Source organism: Verrucosispora sp. FIM060022 (genome assembly GCF_003977705.1).
Classification (GTDB): domain Bacteria; phylum Actinomycetota; class Actinomycetes; order Mycobacteriales; family Micromonosporaceae; genus Micromonospora; species Micromonospora gifhornensis.
Genome location: NZ_RQIV01000002.1, coordinates 173,339 through 191,268, shown reverse-complemented (window position 1 = coordinate 191,268; position 17,930 = coordinate 173,339). Strand labels below are relative to the sequence as shown.

The window sequence follows — 17,930 nt, the reverse complement described above, 5'->3', positions numbered from 1 at the left end:
CAGCGGGGCCCTTAGTTGATGAACCGCAGGTCGGAGATCCACCCGGCGGCGACCGACATGACGTAGAAGTCGGTGAGCGCCAACGTGCCGAGGGTGATCCAGGCGAGCTGCATGTGCCGGACGTTCAGCCAGGAGACGTAGCCCCAGGCGCGGTACCGGACCGGATGCTTGGAGAAGTGCTTCAGCCGGCCACCGATGATGTGCCGGCAGGAGTGGCAGGAGATCGTGTACGCCCACAGCATGACCACGTTGCCGAGCAGGATCAGGTTGCCCAGGCCGAAGCCGAAGCCCTCGGGGCTGCGGAAGGCGGCGATGGCGTCCCAGGTGTTGATCAGCGAGATGATCGCGGCGAAGTAGAAGAAGTACCGGTGCGAGTTCTGCACGATCAGCGGGAACCGGGTCTCACCGCTGTACGAGGCGTGACCGTCCGGCACCGCGCAGGCCGGCGGCGAGAGCCAGAACGACCGGTAGTACGCCTTGCGGTAGTAGTAGCAGGTCAGCCGGAACAGCAGCAGGAACGGCAGGGTGAACGCGGCGTCCGGGATGATCCACCAGCCGGGCAGGTACTGCCCGAAGTGGGAGGCCTCCGGAATGCACCGGTCGGTCACGCACGGGGAGTAGAACGGGGTCAGGTAGTGGTATTGCTCGACCCAGTACCACTTGTGCATGAAGACCCGGACCGTCGCATACGCAATCCACGCGCTGAGCCCGATGACCGTGATCAGCGGGGCGATCCACCAACGGTCCGTACGCAACGTCTTCGCCGCGATGGCGGCGCGTGCGCGCGCTCCCCGCGGTTTCGTTGCCGATGATGTCATTCGTGTCTCCCTGACGGGGCCCTCTCACGGGCGGCGGAACACTTCCCGGTCGGCACGCGGGGCCGGCATGCCGGCACCGCATGTCACGTCATGCGCACACCAACGACCGCGCCGGGCGTACCGGAGCAGCTAAGTGACACACGTTACGCCGATCTAGGCGGGCCGTCCGCGCAAGGCAGTGTCCCGTGTGTCCCGCTCTTTGGAAAGCCTCCTGCCATGATCAATATGCGAGCGTCCGAAAAAGATCGACCAGCGGTCGACGGCTGGTCAACCGGACGCCCCGCCGGTGAAGTTCCAGGAGGCCAGCGCCAGCGACGGCGCTTCCCACCGGGCACCGTCCCAGCGGTTCGGCTGGCGGGCCGTACGCCGACCCACCTCCACCACCGCACCCGGCCCGAGCACCCGCGGGTACGACTCGGTGAACCGCAGGTCGCGGACCGCGCGGGTGACCTGGCCATCCTCGACCAACCACACCCCGTTTCGGGTCAGGCCGGTGATCACCAGACTCTTCGGGTCGAGCACCCGGGTGTACCACAGGTCGCTGACCAGCAGGCCGCGTGGCATCCGGGAAACCAGGGCGGCGGTATCGGCATCGGCCACCGCCCCGGCCAACGGCCCCACCGCCCCACCACCTGCCGCAGTGCCGGTTGCCGCGTCCGAGGTCACCGGAGCAGCGCCGGCCGGACCCGATGTGGTCGTCGCCCCGGCCGCGACGAGGCGCAGGCTGCGCGGGATCGGGCCGACGGTGCTGGCGCCCTCCCAGGCATGCCCGGTGGACCCGCCGCCCACCGCGGCGGCGCTGCGCCGATCGTGCACCACGGTGCGGGTGAGCCCCGCGTCCACCAGGGGCAGCGCGCCCGTCGGCGTGCCCTCCAGGTCGAACGGCAGCCCGGCGGCGTCGAACGGATCGTCGACCAGGGTCACCGCCGGATCGAACTGGGCCACCCCGGGCTCGGCGAAGGACTGCCCTTCGGCGTACCGCTTGCCGTTGAAGCCGTACCAGGCGAGATTTTCCAGCAGGTCGGCCACGGCGGCCGGTTCCAGCACCACCGGGTAACGCCCCGGCGGCAACTCCACCGGGTCGGTGGCGGCCCGGGCCTTCGCGGCGGCCCGACGCCCCAACGCGGCGGCGTCGAGGTCGGCCAGCCGCTCCGCACAGTCGCGGGCCGTGCCGTCGACGCCGCCGACCCGGGCGATTCCGTCCATCGCCGCCTCCACCGTGTGACCCTGCACCGCCTGGCCCGCCGAGTTCGCGAACGCCACCGAGCGGAACGCGGTCCGGCAGTAGCCGGCGGTCTCCAGGCCCTCCGCCGCGTCGACGAAGGCCCGGACCAGCGCCGCCCGGTCGTGCGGCCCGGCCTGAGCGGTGGCCGCGTCCCACCGCGACGCGGCCACCGGCGCCGGCGGGGCGAGCCCCGGCCAGGCCGGATCCCGAGGCGCGAACCGCACCATCGCGAGCACCCGTTCGACCAGCCCACGCAGGCCGTCGGGGTCGACAGTGGTGCTGCTGGCGGCGACGGTACGACCGTCCAGGTGGATGCGCAGCCGGACCTCCACGGCGGACTCGGCGACGTTCTGGTGGATCGCGGAGTTGGCGAACCGGGTCAACGCCAGCTCCGCCCGGCTCACCGTCACCTCCGCCTGCGCGCTCGCCCCGCCGAGCCGCCCCACCAACTCCACCACCTGCCCGGCAAGCGCCAATTCCTGCCCAGCGAGCGTCAACTCACTCATGAATCCACCTTCGTTCGCGACTGCGGGGCTCGCCGGAACGGCTCACTCCTCGCGCTCACGCTTTGACTCCCACTCGGACGTTGCGGAAGCGGGCCGGGGCGGCCGGGTGGCCGGTGTGCCCGATCTGGCCGGGTTGGCCCTTGCCGCAGTTGGGCGTGCCCCACGGGACGATCTCGGAGGAGAGCATGTCCATCGAGCGCCAGAACCGTGGCCCGATGCCGGTGTACGTCGGGTTGCGCAGCATCCGCCCGCGCCGGCCGTTGCGGATCTCCCACCCGATCTCGCAACCGAACTGGAAGTTCAGCCGCTTGTCGTCGATGGACCAGGACCGGTTGATGTCCATCAGCACCCCCTCGTCCGTGGCGGCGATGATCTCGTCCAGCGTGTGCGGGCCCGGTTCCAGGCCGACGTTCGTCATCCGCACCATCGGCAGCCGCGCCCAGCCGTCGGCGCGTACGCTGCCGCCGTAGTCCAGGCCCGCGACGGCGGCCGAGTCCCGCCCGGCCAGCACGCCCACCCACCGCCCGGCGCGCACCGCGTCACGTCTGACCGCCGGTGAGCCCTCGTCGTCGTAGCCGAAGCTGCCCAGCGCGCCCGGGATGGTCGGGTCGATGGTGATGTTCATCAGCTCCGAGCCGTACTGCAGCGAGCCGAGCTGGGTGAGATCCAGCCACGAGGTGCCGGCGAAGGCGGCCTCCCAGCCGAGGATGCGGTCCAGTTCGATGGCGTGCCCGACCGACTCGTGGATCTGCAACGCCAACTGCTCGCCGCCGAGAATCAGGTCGGTCTCGCCGGCCGGGCAGAGCGGCGCGGTCAGCAGCTCCCGGGACTCCTCGGCGATGCGCGCCGCATGGGCGGTCAGGTCGAGCGAGTCGACAAGCTCCCAGCCGGTGGTGCCGTACTGGCCCCGGTAGCTCGGCCAGGACCGGCGTTGTGTCTCGTCGTCGCCGATCGAGGTGGCCGAGATGCCGCCGCCGCATTCGCGGATGTGCTGGTCGATGCGGTGGCCCTCGCTGGAGACGAACCATTTTGTGGTGTCCCAGACCTGGTAGAGCCCTTCGGCGAGGTCGGCGCCGTGGTCGGCCATTGTGGTGGTGGCGGCCACCAGCAGGTCACCCTTGGTGGCCAGGGAGACGCCGAGTGGGTCCACCGTGCAGGGTGACGACCAGCTCGCGGTGGCCGGTGTGCCGGCGACGAGGTCGACTCTCGGGCCCGGCACCAGGCCACTCGCGGCGGCGGTCCGCGCGGCCCGGTGGCCGGCGTCGCGGGCGGCCCGATCGGACAGTTCCGGTACGGCGTGGAAGCCCCAGCTCGCACCGACCAGGGCGCGTACGCCCAGGCCGACGCTCTCGTCCTGGGTCAACGCCTCGATCTCGCCGTTGCGCGCCGACATCGACTCGTAGCGTCGGTGCATCACCCGGGCGTCGGCATACCGGGCACCCGCGTCGAGGGCGGCCTGTACCGCGGCGGATGCCGCGTCGAACTCGCTCATGATCCGACCCTAGGCGAGTCGCTGACAAACGTCAGCACAGTGGTGGGACGAGCGGGGCAGCGAAGGCGATCCGGTGCGTGCGATCCTGTTCGAGCAGCAAGGGGTACGTAGATTGGTTTCAGCTCTCACGTTTCTGCTGTAGTTTCCCTTCCCCGGGGGCGCGGAGGGAGGCGATTGTGGTCCCTTACCTGCGCGTCGACGGCCTGCGGGTCAGCTTCACCGGCAGCGACGGGGTGGTGCGCGCCGTCGACGGTCTCTCGTTCGCGGTGCAGCGCGGGCGCACCCTCGCGGTGGTCGGCGAGTCCGGCTCGGGCAAGAGCGTCACCGCGCTGGCCGTCCTCGGTCTGCTCGACGCCCGGCAGGCCACCGTCACCGGGCGGATCACCCTCGGCGGGCGTCAACTGGTCGGCCGACCGGAGGCCGAGGTGCGCCGGCTGCGCGGCCGGGACATGGCGATGATCTTCCAGGACCCGCTGTCGGCGCTGCATCCGTACTATCCGGTCGGTCGGCAGATCGCCGAGGCGTACCGGGTGCATCACCGGCGGGCCGGTCGGGCGCAGACCCGGCGACACGTGGTGGAGCTGCTCGGCCGGGTGGGGATCGCACAGCCGCAACGGTGCTACGACCAGTACCCGCACGAGTTCTCCGGTGGCATGCGGCAGCGGGCGATGGTCGCCATGGCGCTTGTCAACGATCCGGCCCTGCTGATCGCCGACGAGCCGACGACGGCGCTGGACGTCACCGTGCAGGCCCGGATTCTGGAGCTGCTGGCCGACCTTCAGGTCGAGTTCGACACCGCGATCCTGCTGGTCACCCACGATCTCGGGGTGGTCGCCCAGGTCGCCGACGACGTGCTGGTGATGTACGCCGGCCGGGCCGTCGAGCAGGGCAGCGTCGACCAGGTGCTGCGCCGGCCGCAGCATCCGTACACCTGGGGGTTGCTCTCCAGCGTGCCGTCGTGGCACGGCGACCCGGCGACGGACCTGGCGGCGATCGCGGGCAGCCCGCCGAGCCCGACGGACGTGCCGGCCGGCTGCGCCTTCCACCCACGCTGCCGCTACGCCGCCGACACGAACGGCCGTTGCCGGGTCGAGCGACCCGAGTTGCGTAGCGCCGGGGTGCCCGGCCACCGGGTGGCCTGCCACCTCGGCGACGAGCAGCGCGCCCGGCGGTACGCCCGGGACGGTGCCGGGGTGCCGGGGTGACGCGATGACAGCCGGCGAGCCGCTGCTGCGGGTCCGCGGACTGACCAGGCACTTTCCGGTACGCGGCGGCCTGCTGCGGGCGGTGGACAGGCTGGACTTCGAGGTGCCGGCGGGCGAGACACTCGGCCTGGTCGGGGAGTCCGGCTGCGGCAAGAGCACCACCGCCCGGCTGCTGGTGCGGCTGCTGGAACCGACCGGCGGGCGCATCGAGTTCGCCGGACAGGACATCAGCCACGCCGGGCGGCGGGCGTTGCGTCCGCTCCGGCCGCAGATGCAGATCATCTTCCAGGATCCGTACGCCTCGCTGAACCCTCGGCACACCGCCGGCCAGATCATCGCGATGCCGTTACGGGTCAACCGGATCACTCCGCCGGGCGGCGTACGAGCCCGGGTGCGGGAGCTGATGGAACTGGTCGGCCTGGACCCGGAACACGACAACCGCTATCCGCACGAGTTCTCCGGCGGTCAACGCCAACGCGTCGGCATCGCCCGCGCCCTGGCGACCGGGCCACGGCTGGTGGTGGCCGACGAGCCGGTCTCCGCCCTGGACGTGTCGGTCCAGGCCCAGGTGGTCAACCTGCTGCGCCGGCTGCAACGCGAACTCGGCCTGGCGTTCGTCCTCATCTCCCACGACCTGGCCGTGGTCCGGCACTTCTGCCAGCGCATCGCGGTGATGTACCTCGGCCGGATCGTCGAGATCGGCGACCGGGACGACATCTGCCGGCGTCCGCAGCATCCGTACACCCGGGCGTTGTTGTCGGCGATGCCGGACGCGGCGCGGCGCGACCGGGCCGGGCGGGTCAGGCTGACCGGTGAGGTGCCCAGCCCGCTGGATCCGCCGTCGGGCTGCCGGTTCCGGACCCGCTGCCCGAGCGCCCGTGAGCGGTGTGCGGTGCAGGAGCCGGCGCTGATCCGGCGCGACGGCGGCAACCAGGCGACCGCCTGCCACTTTCCCGACGGAGCGTCGGCGTGAGCCTTTCGCCGGTGGACGGGACGCTGCGGACCGGGGCCGGCGATCCGATTCCGGCGGGGCGGACGGTGGGCCGCTCGCCGGGCCGACTCGCCTGGATGCGGCTGCGCCGCGACCGCACAGCCCTCGTCAGCGGGGCGGTGCTTGCGCTGTTCGTGCTGGTGGCGCTGGCCGCGCCACTGATCGAGGCGGCGTACGGCATCGGCCCGCACGACCAGTTCCAGAGCCGGCTGGACGGGTTCGGCATGCCCCTCGGTCACGCCGGTGGTGTCTCCGGTGAGCACTTCTTCGGGCTGGAACCGAGGCTCGGGCGGGACATCTTCATCCGCCTGGTGTACGGCCTGCGTACGTCGTTCTTCGTCGCCTGCACCGCGGCGGTGCTCAGCACCGTGATCGGGGCGGTGCTCGGCGGGCTGGCCGGGTACCTCGGCGGCTGGCTCGACGCGGTGGTCAGCTGGCTCACCGACCTGACCCTGGCCATGCCCTTCCTGATCGTCGCGCTGGCCCTGACCCCGACCCTGACGGCGCGTTTCTACGGGCAGCGCGACGAGGTGCCGCCGGTCTTCGGGGTCGGCGTGCTGATCGCGATCTTCGCCGTGTTCGGTTGGACCAGCACCGCCCGGCTGGTACGCGGGCAGGTCGTCGCGCTGCGCGAGCGGGAGTTCGTGGCGGCGGCCCGGGCCAGCGGGGCAGGGCTGGGTCACCTGCTGGTGCGGCAGTTGCTGCCGAACACCTGGGCGCCGATCCTGGTGTCCTTCTCGTTCGCGGTGCCGCAGTTCGTCACCGGCGAGGCGGCCCTGTCGTTCATCGGTGTCGGGCTGACCGAACAGACGCCCAGCTTCGGTCGGATGATCTACCAGAGCCTCGACTACCTCCAGACCGACCCGGCGTTCGTCCTCTTCCCCGGCGGCACGCTCGTCGCCCTGGTGTTCGCGTTCAACCTGTTCGGCGACGCGCTGCGCGACGCGCTCGACCCCAGGTCGGCGAGGTAGTCGACGTGCTGCGGTTTCTGCTGAAACGGGCGCTCAGCGCCGTACTCACCCTGTTCACGGTGAGCGTGCTGACCTTCGGAATGTTCTTCGCGCTGCCCCGCGACCCGGTCAGCGGCATGTGCCCGAAGAACTGCGATCCGCAGCGGCTGGAACGGGTCCGCCAGGAGTTGGGTCTGCGTGATCCGCTGGTCGACCAGTACGCGAACTACCTGAAGGGCATCGTCGTCGGGCGGGATCTGGGCGGCGCGCAGGGTGGCCGCTGTGACGCACCCTGCCTGGGCTGGTCGTACGTGAACAACGAGGCGGTCACCGACACCCTGGCCCGGGTGCTGCCGGTGACGTTGAGCATCGTCGTCCCGGCGGCGATCGGATGGCTGCTGCTCGGCGTCGGCCTGGGCATGCTCTCCGCGCTGCGTCCCGGCACCTGGTGGGACCGGGCGGCGATCGGCTTCACGCTGACCGGGGCCTCGGTGCCGTTGTACGTCGTCGGCGCGGTGCTGCTGCTGGTCTTCGTCTACACGCTGCACTGGTTGCCGGTGCCGGCGTACACGCCGCTGACGACCGACCCGCTGCGCTGGGCCGGCGGACTGGTGCTCGCCTGGTGCTCGCTGGCCTTCCTGTACTCCGCGATCTACGCCCGGCTGTTCCGGGCGCAGCTGCTGGAGACGCTGAGCGAGGACTTCGTGCGTACCGCGCGGGCCAAGGGCCTGAGCAACACCCGGGTGTACGGGAAACACGCGCTGCGCGCGGCCATCACGCCGGTGGTCACCGTCGCCGGGTTGGACGTCGGCGCGGCGCTCGGCGGCGCGGTGATCACCGAGACGACCTTCGGTCTGCCGGGGCTGGGCCGGGCGGCGGTGGACGCGGTACGCGCCGGCGACCTGCCGATGATCATGGCAACGGTGCTTGTCGCGGCGGTCTTCGTGGTGCTGGCGAACCTGCTTGTGGATCTGCTGTACGCGGCCATCGACCCGCGCGTACGGCTCGGCTGAACGGGTGGAGACAACGTGAGAGCACGCCTGACGACTGCGCTGTGCACCGCGACCACACTGGTGGCGGTGCTCGGCGCCTGCGCTGCGAACACCGGTGGGAGCAGCACCGTGGACACCGGCCGCCAGCAGACCGGGGTGATCGCCACCGACCCGAAGGACTCGTGGGGCCCGGCCCCCGAGGTGCCGGGCGCCCGGGCCGGCGGCACCTTCACCATCATCCGGGAGACACCCGTCTCCCACCTCGACCCGCAGCGGACGTACTCGTTCGCCGGCCTGATGGCCGCACCGCTGTTCGCCCGCTCCCTGACCACCTGGAAGGACGACGGCCAGGGCAACCTGGTGCTGGTCGGCGACCTCGCCGAGACGCCCGGCAGCAACGTCGAGGACGACTGCACGGTCTGGGAGTTCAAGATCAAGGACGGGGTACGGTTCGAGGACGGTCGCCCGGTCACCGCCAAGGAGATCGCGTACGGCATCGCCCGCTCGTTCGACCCGGACCTCACCGGCGGCCCCACCTACCTGCAGGAATGGCTCGCCGACACCCCGCAGTACGACACCGCGTGGGACTTCGGTGCCAACCGTGGCGCACTGCCACCGGGACTGACCACGCCCGACGACCGTACGCTGCGCTTCGAGTTCGCCCGGCCGCGCTGTGACCTGCCGTTCGCGGCGTCGTTGCCGAGCACCGCGCCGCTGCCCGCGGACCGGGACACCGGAATCAACCTCGGTCACGCGCCGTTCTCGTCCGGGCCGTACAAGGTGACCCGCTTCCGGGCCGGCGTCGAGATCGTGTTGGAGCGCAACGAGCACTGGGACCCGGCCACCGACCCGGTTCGCCACCAGTACCCGGACCGGTTCGTCTGGAGCTTCGGCCCGACCACTGACACGGCGGCCAACCGGGTGATCGCCGACAACGGCGCCGACCAGGCCGCCCTGTCGTGGGACTACGTCCCCGCCTCGCTTGTCTCCCGGGTCGCGGGCGACGCCGCGCTGCGGTCCCGGACGATCCTGTCCCCGACCCCCACCGCCAACCATCTGGTCATCAACAACAAGCGGGTCACCGACCTGCGGGTACGCCAGGCGCTCAACTACGCCATCGACCGGGAGGGCCTGGTCAAGGTGCTCGGCGGGCCGCACGTCGCCGCGCCGAACACCACGCTCATGCCGCCGGCCACGATCGGCCACCGGGCGTACGACGCCTATCCGGCGGGCCGCAACGGCGATCCGGACCGGGCCCGGGAGCTGCTCGGCGGGCAGACTCCGGAGCTGGTTCTCGGCGCGGCCGACAGTTCGGTCGAGCAGCAGCTGGCGACACAGCTCAAGGGGAACCTGGAGCGGGCCGGCTTCAAGATCACGGTGCGGGCGATCCCGGACGATGCCAAACTCGACGAGATCAAGAAGCGGGACAACCCCTGGGACCTGTACCTCAGCTCCTGGGCGGCCGACTGGCCGAGCGGCGCGGCGATCCTGCCCGTGCTCTACGACGGACGCGGGATCAGGGCCGCGGGCAACAGCAACGAGTCGTACTTCGACGATCCGGCGATCAGCGCCGAGTTCGACCGGATCCTCGCCCTGCCGCCGGCCGAGCAGGCCCCACAGTGGGCCGGCCTCGACGAGCGGATCATGCGGGAGCACGCGCCGGTGGTGCCGCTCTACGTCGACGTGGCATACCTCGTACACGGCTCGAAGGTGGGCGGCGTCTTCGTCTCCAGCGTCTTCGGCTACCCCTGCCTGCTCGACGCCCACGTCAAGCCCTGAGCTACTCCAGGTGGGTGCGGAGGAAGTCGAGTTCCAGGCGGAGCAGGCGTTCGGAGATGCCACCGGCGGCCATGTGCGTCGCGCCGGGCAGCGGCAGCACCGAGTGCGGTCGCCCGGCGGCCAGCAACGCCGCCGACAGGCGCAGCGTGTGCGCGGCCACCACGTTGTCGTCGACCATGCCGTGCACCAGCAGCAGCGGCCGGGCGTCGGCCGGGTCGGTGACCGGCTCGGCGGCCAGCTCGACCAGCGAGTGGTGGGCGTAGACGTCCAGGCCGTCGTCGGGCATGCCCAGGTAACGCTCGGTGTACGCGGTGTCGTAGAGGGCCCAGTCGGTGACCGGTGCACCGGCGATCCCGCACTTGAACAGCTCCGGATGGCGCAGCACCGCCAGACCGGCCAGCCAGCCGCCGAACGACCAGCCGCGCACCGCCACCCGGTCCAGGTCCAGATCCGGATGCTTGGCGGCCAACGCGTGCAACGCCTCCACCTGATCGGTCAGGATCACGTCCGCCACCCGCCGGTGGATGGCCTTCTCGTACGAGGGTGCGACGCCCGGCGTACCCCGGTTGTCGACCACCACCACCGCGAAGCCGGCATCGGCCCACCACTGCCGCTCCAGCCACGCCGCCCGCGCGGCCACCACCTCCTGATGGCCCGGCCCGCCGTAGATGTCCAGCAGCACCGGCAGACGTCGACCGCTGACGTGGTTGTCCGGGTAGAGCACCGCCGAGGGCAGCCGCCGGTCGGTCACCCGTTCCAGCAGGGGCAGCGGGGAGTAGCTCGGGGTGGCGGCCAGCGACCGTAGGGTGGCCACCTCCCGGTCGCCCTGCTGGACCGTCCACCGGATCCCGGCGTGATCAAGCGAGGCGGTGCCGATGACCAGCACGTCACCGCCGACCGCGGCGGTGTGCCAGCCCGAGTCGCTGGTCAGCCGGCGGGCGTCCACCCCGCCGCCGATGCTGGTGCGCACCCGGAACAGGTGCTGCTCGCTCGGCTCCCCGTCGCTCGCCTCCACCAGCAGGTCCGCCGGACCGCTGATCGCGGCCAGCCGGCCGACCACCCGGCGGACGTACAGCGACGGCGGGGTGAGCAGGGTGCCGTCGGCGAAGAGGCAGCGGGCGTCGTACCCGTCGTGGGCGAGTTCGCCGCCGACCAGCACCCGCCCGTCGGGCAGGTGCGCCGGGGTGCCCGCGATCGGTTCCACCCAGCGCGGGTCGGCCAACTCTGCGTGCACCTGCGTCTCACCGGTACGCGGGTCGATGGCGAGCACCAGCCCGTGCTGCTGCGCGCGGCGCAGCACGGTGATCAGCGGCGGGCCTTCGGCCCAGTGCACCGCCGTCAGGTAGGGGTAGGTCTCCCGGTCCCAGTGCACGTCGACCCAACCGCCGTCGAGGTCGAGCAGGTGCAGGCTGACCTCGGCGTTCGGGCCACCCGCCACCGGGTACGCGACGCTTGTCGGCGGGCTTGTCGGCTGCGCCGGATCGTGCAGGTGCCAGTGCGGCAGGCGGGACTCGTCGACCCGGGCGGCCAGCACCGAACGACCGTCCGGCGCCCACCAGTAGCCCCGGTGCCGCCGGAACTCCTCGGCCGCGATGTGTTCGGCAAGTCCCCAGACCACCCCGGAGTCCTCGCCGGCGAGGATGCTGTCGGTGCCGTCGGCGTCCACCACACGCAACTGACCCCGGCGTACGCCCTCGGCCTCGTCGGTCACGTACGCCAGCCGCTGCCCGGTCGGGTCCGGCCGGGGGTCGAGGACCGGCCCGACGGCGGGCACCTCGATCACGTCGCCGTGCACCAGGTCGGCCCGGAACAAGCGGCCGGCCAGCGCGAACACCGCCACCCGTCCGGCGGTGTCGAGAGCGTACGAGCCGATGCCGGCGGCGGTCAGCCGGAGCCGCTCACGGCGGGCCCGCTCCCCGGGGCTCAGCGCGGCGAGGTCGGCCTCCGCGCCGAGCAGGGTCACCGGGCAGGCGACCAGCCACTCCTCGCCGGTGGCGACGTCCAGTTGCCAGAGCGCGTCGGCCGGGTCCTCGGGGCCGTTGGAACGTAGGAAGATCACCCGGGCGCCGTCGTCGGCCACGGTGACGGCGCGCGGCGCCCCATGGCTGAACCGGCGGGTGCGGGCGGCCAGCTCGGGAAAGTCCACAGGCCAGATGGTAGGCCCGTGGGCAGTGCGATGTGACCGACCTGAGCGGACGCGTCAGGGCCGGCGCGGACAAACCGCCGGTTAGAGTGACCGTCGTGACGACGCTGCCTGACCGCCGCCTGCTGCTGGTCCACGCGCACCCCGACGACGAGTCCATCGGCACCGGTTCGACGATGGCCCACTACGCGGCCGAGGGTGCTCACGTCACCCTGATCACCTGCACCCTGGGTGAGGAGGGTGAGATCCACGTCCCGGCGCTGGCCGGGCTCGCCGCCGCCGAGGCGGATCAGCTCGGCGGGTACCGGATCGCCGAGCTGGCCGCCGCGTGCGCCGCACTCGGCGTCACCGACCACCGCTTCCTCGGCGGCGCGGGCCGCTACCGGGACTCCGGCATGATGGGCCTGTCCACCAACCAGCATCCCCGCGCGTTCTGGCAGGCCGACCTCGACGAGGCCGCCGGCCAACTGCTGGAGGTCATCCGCGAGATCCGCCCGCAGGTCGTCATCACGTACGACGAGAATGGGTTCTACGGCCACCCGGACCACATCCAGGCCAACCGGGTGACGATGCGGGCGATCGAGCTGGCCGCGCAGGAGGGCCTCGCCCCGGCGAAGGTCTACTGGACGGCGATGCCGCAGAGCGTCCTGGAGGCGGGCATGACGCACTTCGAGGAGTCGTCGGACAACCCGTTCGCCGGCATCACCGACGCGACCGAGCTGCCGTTCTGCACGCCGGACGAGCAGATCGCGGCGCGGATCGACGCCACCGAGCAGCATGCGGCGAAGGAGGCGGCGATGCGGGCCCACGCCACCCAGATCCCGGCCACCTCCTGGCTCTACACCATCGCCGGCAACTTCGGTGCCGAGTTCATGGGGGTGGAGTACTTCACCCTCGCGGTCGGGACGAAGGGGCCGGGCAGCGGCCCGTACGGTTGGGAGTCCGACCTGTTCGCCGGGCTGGACGTCGGCGGGGTCTCCCAGCCGACAGCGGTCGTCTCGGCCGGTCAACGGTGACCTCGCCCGCCGCGATGTCCGTCGCCCCGCAGGAACAACTGCCGCAGCCGCCTCGGTCCGCGCGGGTGTCGCGGTTCCTCGACGTCGGGCTGCGGGTGGCCGGCGGGGTCGTGGTCGTCGTCGCCGGTGCGGTCACGGCGGTCCTGGAGTTGCTGCTCGCGCCGCTGCGGATCGGGGGTCACCTGGTCGGCCTGGCGGCGCTCGTGGCGGTGGTGGTGAACGTCGCGCTGAGCTGGTTCGCCATCGAGGCGGTCGGGCGGCGCTGGGCGGTGGCCCTGCCGGCGGTGCCCTGGGTGGTGATCATGGTGGCCGCCGCCGACCGGACCAACGAGGGTGACGTGCTGCTGATCGGCAACTGGGTCGGGTTGATCCTGGTGGTGGCCGGCGTGATGGCCTTCGCGGTGATGGCGTTCCGAGCGATCGTCGCGGGACCTACGGCATCCGGTCGGTGACGCCGACAGGGCGCGAGTGGTAGATATTCCTGCCAGGAGTCCGCCACGAGGGTGGACGGGTACGGCGGGAGGCGTGCGATGGGTCAGCGGTGGCGCGCAGTCGGTGCATTGACGATTGCGCTGTTCGCAGTCAACGTGGTCGCCCGGTTGATCATCCGGTTCGGCTTCGACGGTGACGAGGCGGCCGCCGACCGAGTGACGCTCGGGATGTTCGTGGTGATCGGGTTGATCCTGGCGGGGATCGCGGTCGCCTGGGGGCAGTCGCGGCCACCGGCGCAGTGGGGCGTCGAGGTCGCCGCGGCGATCGGCATGGCGCTCGCGTTGACCATGCTGGTGGGGCCGCTGCTGGTCGGCCAGAACCCGTTCGGCGGTGGCAGCGCCACGTTCTTCTGGCAGATCCTGCTCTACCTGGTGGCGACGAGCATCGGCGCGATCCTGGGTCACCTGCTGCTCACCACGCTGGGCCGGGACTACCGTTCGCGGCGGCTGCAGCGGTACGCCGAGGCCGGCGGCGTCAAGCCCCGGCGCATCGTGCGCCGCTGACGCCCGCCGGGTGCTGGCGCTGACGCTGGTCAGCCTGGGGCGAAGCGGGTGCGGTAGGTGTGGTGGGTGACGAAGCCGAGCTTGCGGTAGAGCGCCACCGCGGCCGTGTTGTGCTGCTCCACCTGGAGGAAGGCGTCGGTCGCGCCCGCCGCCTCGGCCCACCGGCCCAGCGCCCGGGTCAGGGCGGTGGCGTGACCCTGACCACGGGCGGCGGGCAGCACCTCGATCAACGACAGCCCCAGCCAGCGGCCCTGCCCGGTCACCGTGCCCCGGCCGACGGCCACCAGCGCCCCGTCGACGTACGCGTGGGCGAAGCGGACCTGGTCCACGGCGGTGAGCACGTGCCGGGCGGCCGCGGGTAGCCCGCCCTTGCGGCTGGCCGCCACCGCGAGCCACTCGTCCGAGGGCGCCCCGACAAGCTCGATGACGGCCGCGCCCGCATCCGCGTCGGGTGGTGTGGTGAGGACGGTCAGCCCGACGGTCTGCACCAGCACCGGCGGGCGGCTGTCCCAGCCGCGCCTGTCGAGTTCGGCGCCGACCGGTGCGGCCAGCGGCAGGGGAGTGGTGACCAGCGGCGGCTGGCCCTGGTCGGTGTACCAGCGCTCGACCGCGTCCAGCGCGGCCGGCAGCGGTCGGTCCGGATCGCCGACCGGCAGGGCGGAGTTGGCGCGCCCGGTCCAGCCGTCGGCGGCGCGCAGCAGCCAGCCACCGAGCCGGGCGCGGGTGGGTGCGGGCCAGGCCTCGTCGGCGGCGAGTTCCACCTCGATCACGGCGTCGGCGGCCGGGCGTCGTGTCGGCGGTACCCGCTTCGCGCGATGGACCTCCGTGATCGGGACGCGCAGCTGCCCGGTACGGGTGGTCAGAGTGAGGTAGGAATCGGTCACTTCGACCAATTCGCCGAGAGCGTCGGAGAAGACCGGACGACCGGCGCGGATGCCCACCACGCGGCGGACCACGATCCGGTGTCCTAAATCCTGCTCTCCGAGCACGATCGACCTCCTCCCCGACGAGATACTAGGCTCTTAGCGTCGCGGGTGATCGCGGCGTGTCTTGCGGAGGAGAAGACCGGTGACCTACATCATCGCCGAGCCGTGCGTGGATGTGCTCGACAAGGCATGCATCGAGGAATGCCCGGTCGACTGCATTTACGAGGGCAATCGGATGCTCTACATCCACCCCGACGAGTGCGTCGACTGTGGTGCCTGTGAGCCTGTCTGCCCGGTAGAGGCGATCTTCTACGAGGACGACGTTCCGGAGCAGTGGAAGGACTACACCGGCGCCAACTACGAGTTCTTCGAGGACCTGGGCTCGCCCGGGGGCGCCTCGAAGATCGGCAAGGTGGAGAAGGACGCGACCTTCGTCGCCGCGCAGCCGCCGCGCGGCGAGGGGCACTGAACCGGCCCGCGCCGGTTTCGGCACGGCTACCCGATTTCACCTGGGACACCCTGGACGCCGCGGCCGTGAAGGCCGCGGCGCACCCGGGCGGCTTGATCAACCTGTCCATGGGTACGCCTGTCGACCCGGTCCCCGGGGTGATCCAGCGGGCGCTGGCCGACGCGGCCGACGCTCCGGGTTATCCGTTGACGGCCGGCACCGTCGCGCTACGGGAGGCGATCACCGCCTGGGTGACCCGCTCCTGCGGTGCCCGGCCCGACGGGCTCGGGGTGCTGCCGACGATCGGCTCGAAGGAGTTGGTCGCCTGGCTGCCCACCCTGCTCGGGCTGGGGCCGGGCGACGTGGTGGTGGTGCCCTCGATCGCCTACCCGACCTACGAGGACGGGGTTCGGCTGGTGGGGGCCACCACCGTACGCGCCGATTCGTTGACCGCCGTCGGGCCGACCTCCCGGGTACGCCTCGTCTGGGTGAACTCGCCGGGTAACCCGACCGGGCGGGTGCTGCCCGCCACCCATCTGCGCAAGGTGGTGGACTGGGCGCGGGAACGTGGCGCGGTGGTCGCCAGCGACGAGTGCTACCTGCCGTTGGGCTGGACGGCGCAACCGGTGTCGGTGCTTGCGCCCGAGGTCTGCGGTGACTCGTACGACTCGGTCCTGGCGGTGCACTCGCTGTCCAAGCGGTCCAACCTCGCCGGCTACCGAGCGGGATTCGTGGCGGGTGATCCGGCCCTGGTGGCGGAGCTGCTCAAGATCCGCAAACACGCGGGGATGATCGTGCCGGCGCCCGTGCAGGCGGCGATGGTGGCCGCCCTGGGTGACGAAGAACACGCCACCGAGCAGCGGGAGCGTTACCGCGCGCGGCGCGAGACGCTCTGGTCGGCCTTCACGAACGCCGGGTTCCGGGTCGAGCATTCCGAGGCGGGGCTCTACCTCTGGCTGACCCGCGACGAGGACTGCTGGGACACCGTCGACTGGCTGGCCCGACGAGGCATCCTGGTCGCCGCCGGTGTCTTCTACGGTCCCGGTGCCCGCCAGTACGTCCGGGCCGCGCTCACCGAGTCCGACGAGCGGATCGCCGCCGTCGCCGCCCGCCTCGCCGAGCTCTGACCGACCCGCACGTTCCTCCCCGTCGGTCCTGCTGACCTGCCGGATCGACGGGGAGACCGGCGCGGTCAGACGCCGTTGATGCGCTCGAAGACCCGCAGCAGGTTGTCCCGGCTGCGGCGCTCAGGACGCTGCCGTAGAGCGGCGGCAGCCGGCCCACCGCGGCGGGACCGACACCGGCTGGTTCGGGCGATATCCTCGGCCGGGACTGTGCGCGGGGCCGGACGGGTCCGCGCCCGACACGGGACGCCGAGGTACGCGATGGTGGTCAGGGCCGGCGCACGACTGCGCGCGGCGGTGCTCGGCACCGGTCTGATCGGCGGTTCGGTGCTGCTCCGGTTGCACGCCGCCGGGCTGGACGTGATCGGCTGGGACCCGGACGAGGCGACCCGTGGTCAGGCTAGGGCGCTCGGCGTACCCACCGCCGACCTGTTGGCCGACGCGGTGGCCGACCGGGACGTGGTGTTCCTCGGCGGGCCACTGCCCACCCTGCCGGCGACGCTTGTCGAGGTCGCCGGGCTGACCGGCGAGGACTGCCTGCTCACCGATGTCGGCAGCACCAAGGCGGAGTTGGCGGCGTTCGCCGCGGCGCAGGGCCTCACCCACCGGTTCGTGCCCGGTCATCCCATGGCCGGCACCGACCGGGCCGGGCTGTCGGCGGCGGTGCCGGACCTGTTCGCCGGGGCCGCCTGGGTGCTCTGCCCGGCCTGGGACGGTCTTGCCGCGTTCCGTCGACTCACCGCCCTGATCACCGAGGTCTTCGCCGCCCGGGTGGTGCCGATGGCGGCGGATCGGCACGACCGGGTGGTCGCGTTCGCCTCCCACGTGCCGCATCTGCTCGCCGGGGCGCTGGCCGGTGCGGCCGAACGGTCGGCGCTGCGCGACGCGGTGCTCACCCTGGCCGCGGGCAGCTTCCGCGACGGCACCCGGGTGGCCGGCACCCCGCCGCAGCGGACGACGAACATGTTGCGGGGCAACCGGGCCGAGGTGCTGGCCGCGTTGGCCGAGGTGACCGGGTACCTCGACGAGTTGTCCAGGGCGCTGCGGGACGACGAGCCCGAACTGCTCACCGCCCGGTACGCCGAGGCCGCCGCCGCCCGTGCGGCGTTGACCGACCGACCCCACGCCGAGCAGGACCTGTCGTTTCCGCTGGCCGGTGCGCCCGCCGACGAGGTTGCCTGGTTGGGTGAGCTGGGTGCGGCCGGTGGGCACCTGAGCGACTGCCGGGTGGGCGGCGACGTCGTCTCCTACCGGGCGCACCTGCCGCGGTCGGCCTGACCTACGGTCGCATCGGTGGGCGTGGCGCGAGCCCCGCCGCTA

General features: G+C 72.0%; 16 protein-coding genes. 11 read left to right on the top strand and 5 right to left on the bottom strand.

Annotated elements, in window-relative coordinates; genetic code table 11:
- Nucleotides 1–11: 11 nt before the first annotated feature.
- The 3 genes from sdhC to EG812_RS07385 all read right to left on the bottom strand — a co-directional run bounded on the left by sdhC (nt 12) and on the right by EG812_RS07385 (nt 4,041).
- A complete protein-coding gene (sdhC, locus tag EG812_RS07395; RefSeq protein WP_043721891.1) occupies nt 12–818 on the bottom strand; it encodes a succinate dehydrogenase subunit SdhC in 807 nt (268 codons plus the stop codon).
- A 267-nt stretch (nt 819–1,085) separates the two neighbouring features.
- On the bottom strand, nt 1,086–2,549 hold the full coding sequence (locus EG812_RS07390; RefSeq protein ID WP_126711191.1) for a TldD/PmbA family protein: 1,464 nt from the start codon (nt 2,547–2,549) through the stop codon (nt 1,086–1,088).
- Between the two features lie 55 nt (nt 2,550–2,604).
- Nucleotides 2,605–4,041: a TldD/PmbA family protein gene (locus EG812_RS07385; RefSeq protein ID WP_013735797.1), complete on the bottom strand. Its 1,437-nt coding sequence runs from the start codon at nt 4,039–4,041 to the stop codon at nt 2,605–2,607.
- Between the two features lie 176 nt (nt 4,042–4,217).
- On the opposite strand from EG812_RS07385, the gene EG812_RS07380 reads away from it, so the two are divergent.
- The 5 genes from EG812_RS07380 to EG812_RS07360 are packed head-to-tail and all read left to right on the top strand — an operon-like array spanning nt 4,218 to nt 9,958.
- The gene (locus EG812_RS07380) at nt 4,218–5,246 is read left to right on the top strand and encodes an ABC transporter ATP-binding protein (protein WP_126711190.1); all 1,029 of its coding nucleotides are present in this window, start codon (nt 4,218–4,220) and stop codon (nt 5,244–5,246) included.
- Between the two features lie 4 nt (nt 5,247–5,250).
- Nucleotides 5,251–6,219, top strand: a complete 969-nt coding sequence (locus EG812_RS07375; protein WP_126711189.1) for an ABC transporter ATP-binding protein — start codon at nt 5,251–5,253, stop codon at nt 6,217–6,219.
- Nucleotides 6,216–7,208 (top strand): ABC transporter permease, encoded by a 993-nt coding sequence (locus EG812_RS07370; RefSeq protein ID WP_126711188.1) that lies wholly within the window; start codon nt 6,216–6,218, stop codon nt 7,206–7,208. Before EG812_RS07375 ends, EG812_RS07370 begins: the two co-directional genes overlap by 4 nt.
- A 5-nt stretch (nt 7,209–7,213) precedes the next feature.
- The gene (locus EG812_RS07365; RefSeq protein WP_126711187.1) at nt 7,214–8,200 is read left to right on the top strand and encodes an ABC transporter permease; all 987 of its coding nucleotides are present in this window, start codon (nt 7,214–7,216) and stop codon (nt 8,198–8,200) included.
- A 15-nt stretch (nt 8,201–8,215) separates the two neighbouring features.
- Nucleotides 8,216–9,958, top strand: coding sequence for an ABC transporter substrate-binding protein (locus tag EG812_RS07360; protein WP_013735792.1), 1,743 nt, complete (start codon nt 8,216–8,218; stop codon nt 9,956–9,958).
- 1 nt (nt 9,959) lies between these two features.
- Here the strand turns inward: EG812_RS07360 and EG812_RS07355 are convergent, their stop codons facing one another.
- Complete coding sequence (locus tag EG812_RS07355; RefSeq protein ID WP_013735791.1) at nt 9,960–12,104, bottom strand: S9 family peptidase; 2,145 nt, start codon at nt 12,102–12,104, stop codon at nt 9,960–9,962.
- Between the two features lie 86 nt (nt 12,105–12,190).
- Here EG812_RS07355 and mshB point away from each other — a divergent pair, with 86 nt between their 5' ends.
- The 3 genes from mshB to EG812_RS07340 all read left to right on the top strand — a co-directional run bounded on the left by mshB (nt 12,191) and on the right by EG812_RS07340 (nt 14,112).
- Nucleotides 12,191–13,117, top strand: a complete 927-nt coding sequence (gene mshB, locus EG812_RS07350) for an N-acetyl-1-D-myo-inositol-2-amino-2-deoxy-alpha-D-glucopyranoside deacetylase (protein ID WP_013735790.1) — start codon at nt 12,191–12,193, stop codon at nt 13,115–13,117.
- A 14-nt stretch (nt 13,118–13,131) separates the two neighbouring features.
- Entirely contained in the window at nt 13,132–13,569 is a 438-nt protein-coding gene (locus tag EG812_RS07345; RefSeq protein ID WP_043725732.1) for a hypothetical protein, read from the top strand.
- Between the two features lie 78 nt (nt 13,570–13,647).
- A complete protein-coding gene (locus EG812_RS07340; protein WP_013735788.1) occupies nt 13,648–14,112 on the top strand; it encodes a hypothetical protein in 465 nt (154 codons plus the stop codon).
- Nucleotides 14,113–14,141: 29 nt separating this feature from the next.
- On the opposite strand, the gene EG812_RS07335 is transcribed toward EG812_RS07340, so the two are convergent.
- Nucleotides 14,142–15,101, bottom strand: a complete 960-nt coding sequence (locus EG812_RS07335) for a GNAT family N-acetyltransferase (protein ID WP_043721885.1) — start codon at nt 15,099–15,101, stop codon at nt 14,142–14,144.
- A 79-nt stretch (nt 15,102–15,180) separates the two neighbouring features.
- On the opposite strand from EG812_RS07335, the gene fdxA reads away from it, so the two are divergent.
- From fdxA to EG812_RS07320, 3 genes are all read left to right on the top strand, one after another.
- Nucleotides 15,181–15,507: a ferredoxin gene (gene fdxA, locus EG812_RS29540; protein ID WP_007464872.1), complete on the top strand. Its 327-nt coding sequence runs from the start codon at nt 15,181–15,183 to the stop codon at nt 15,505–15,507.
- Nucleotides 15,504–16,613, top strand: a complete 1,110-nt coding sequence (dapC, locus tag EG812_RS07325; protein WP_043725730.1) for a succinyldiaminopimelate transaminase — start codon at nt 15,504–15,506, stop codon at nt 16,611–16,613. The genes fdxA and dapC overlap by 4 nt, the downstream gene beginning before the upstream one ends.
- A gap of 258 nt (nt 16,614–16,871) precedes the next feature.
- Nucleotides 16,872–17,888 carry a prephenate dehydrogenase gene (locus tag EG812_RS07320; protein WP_013735785.1) on the top strand — a complete coding sequence of 339 codons (1,017 nt, stop codon included), beginning with the start codon at nt 16,872–16,874 and terminating at the stop codon, nt 17,886–17,888.
- Nucleotides 17,889–17,930: the final 42 nt, after the last annotated feature.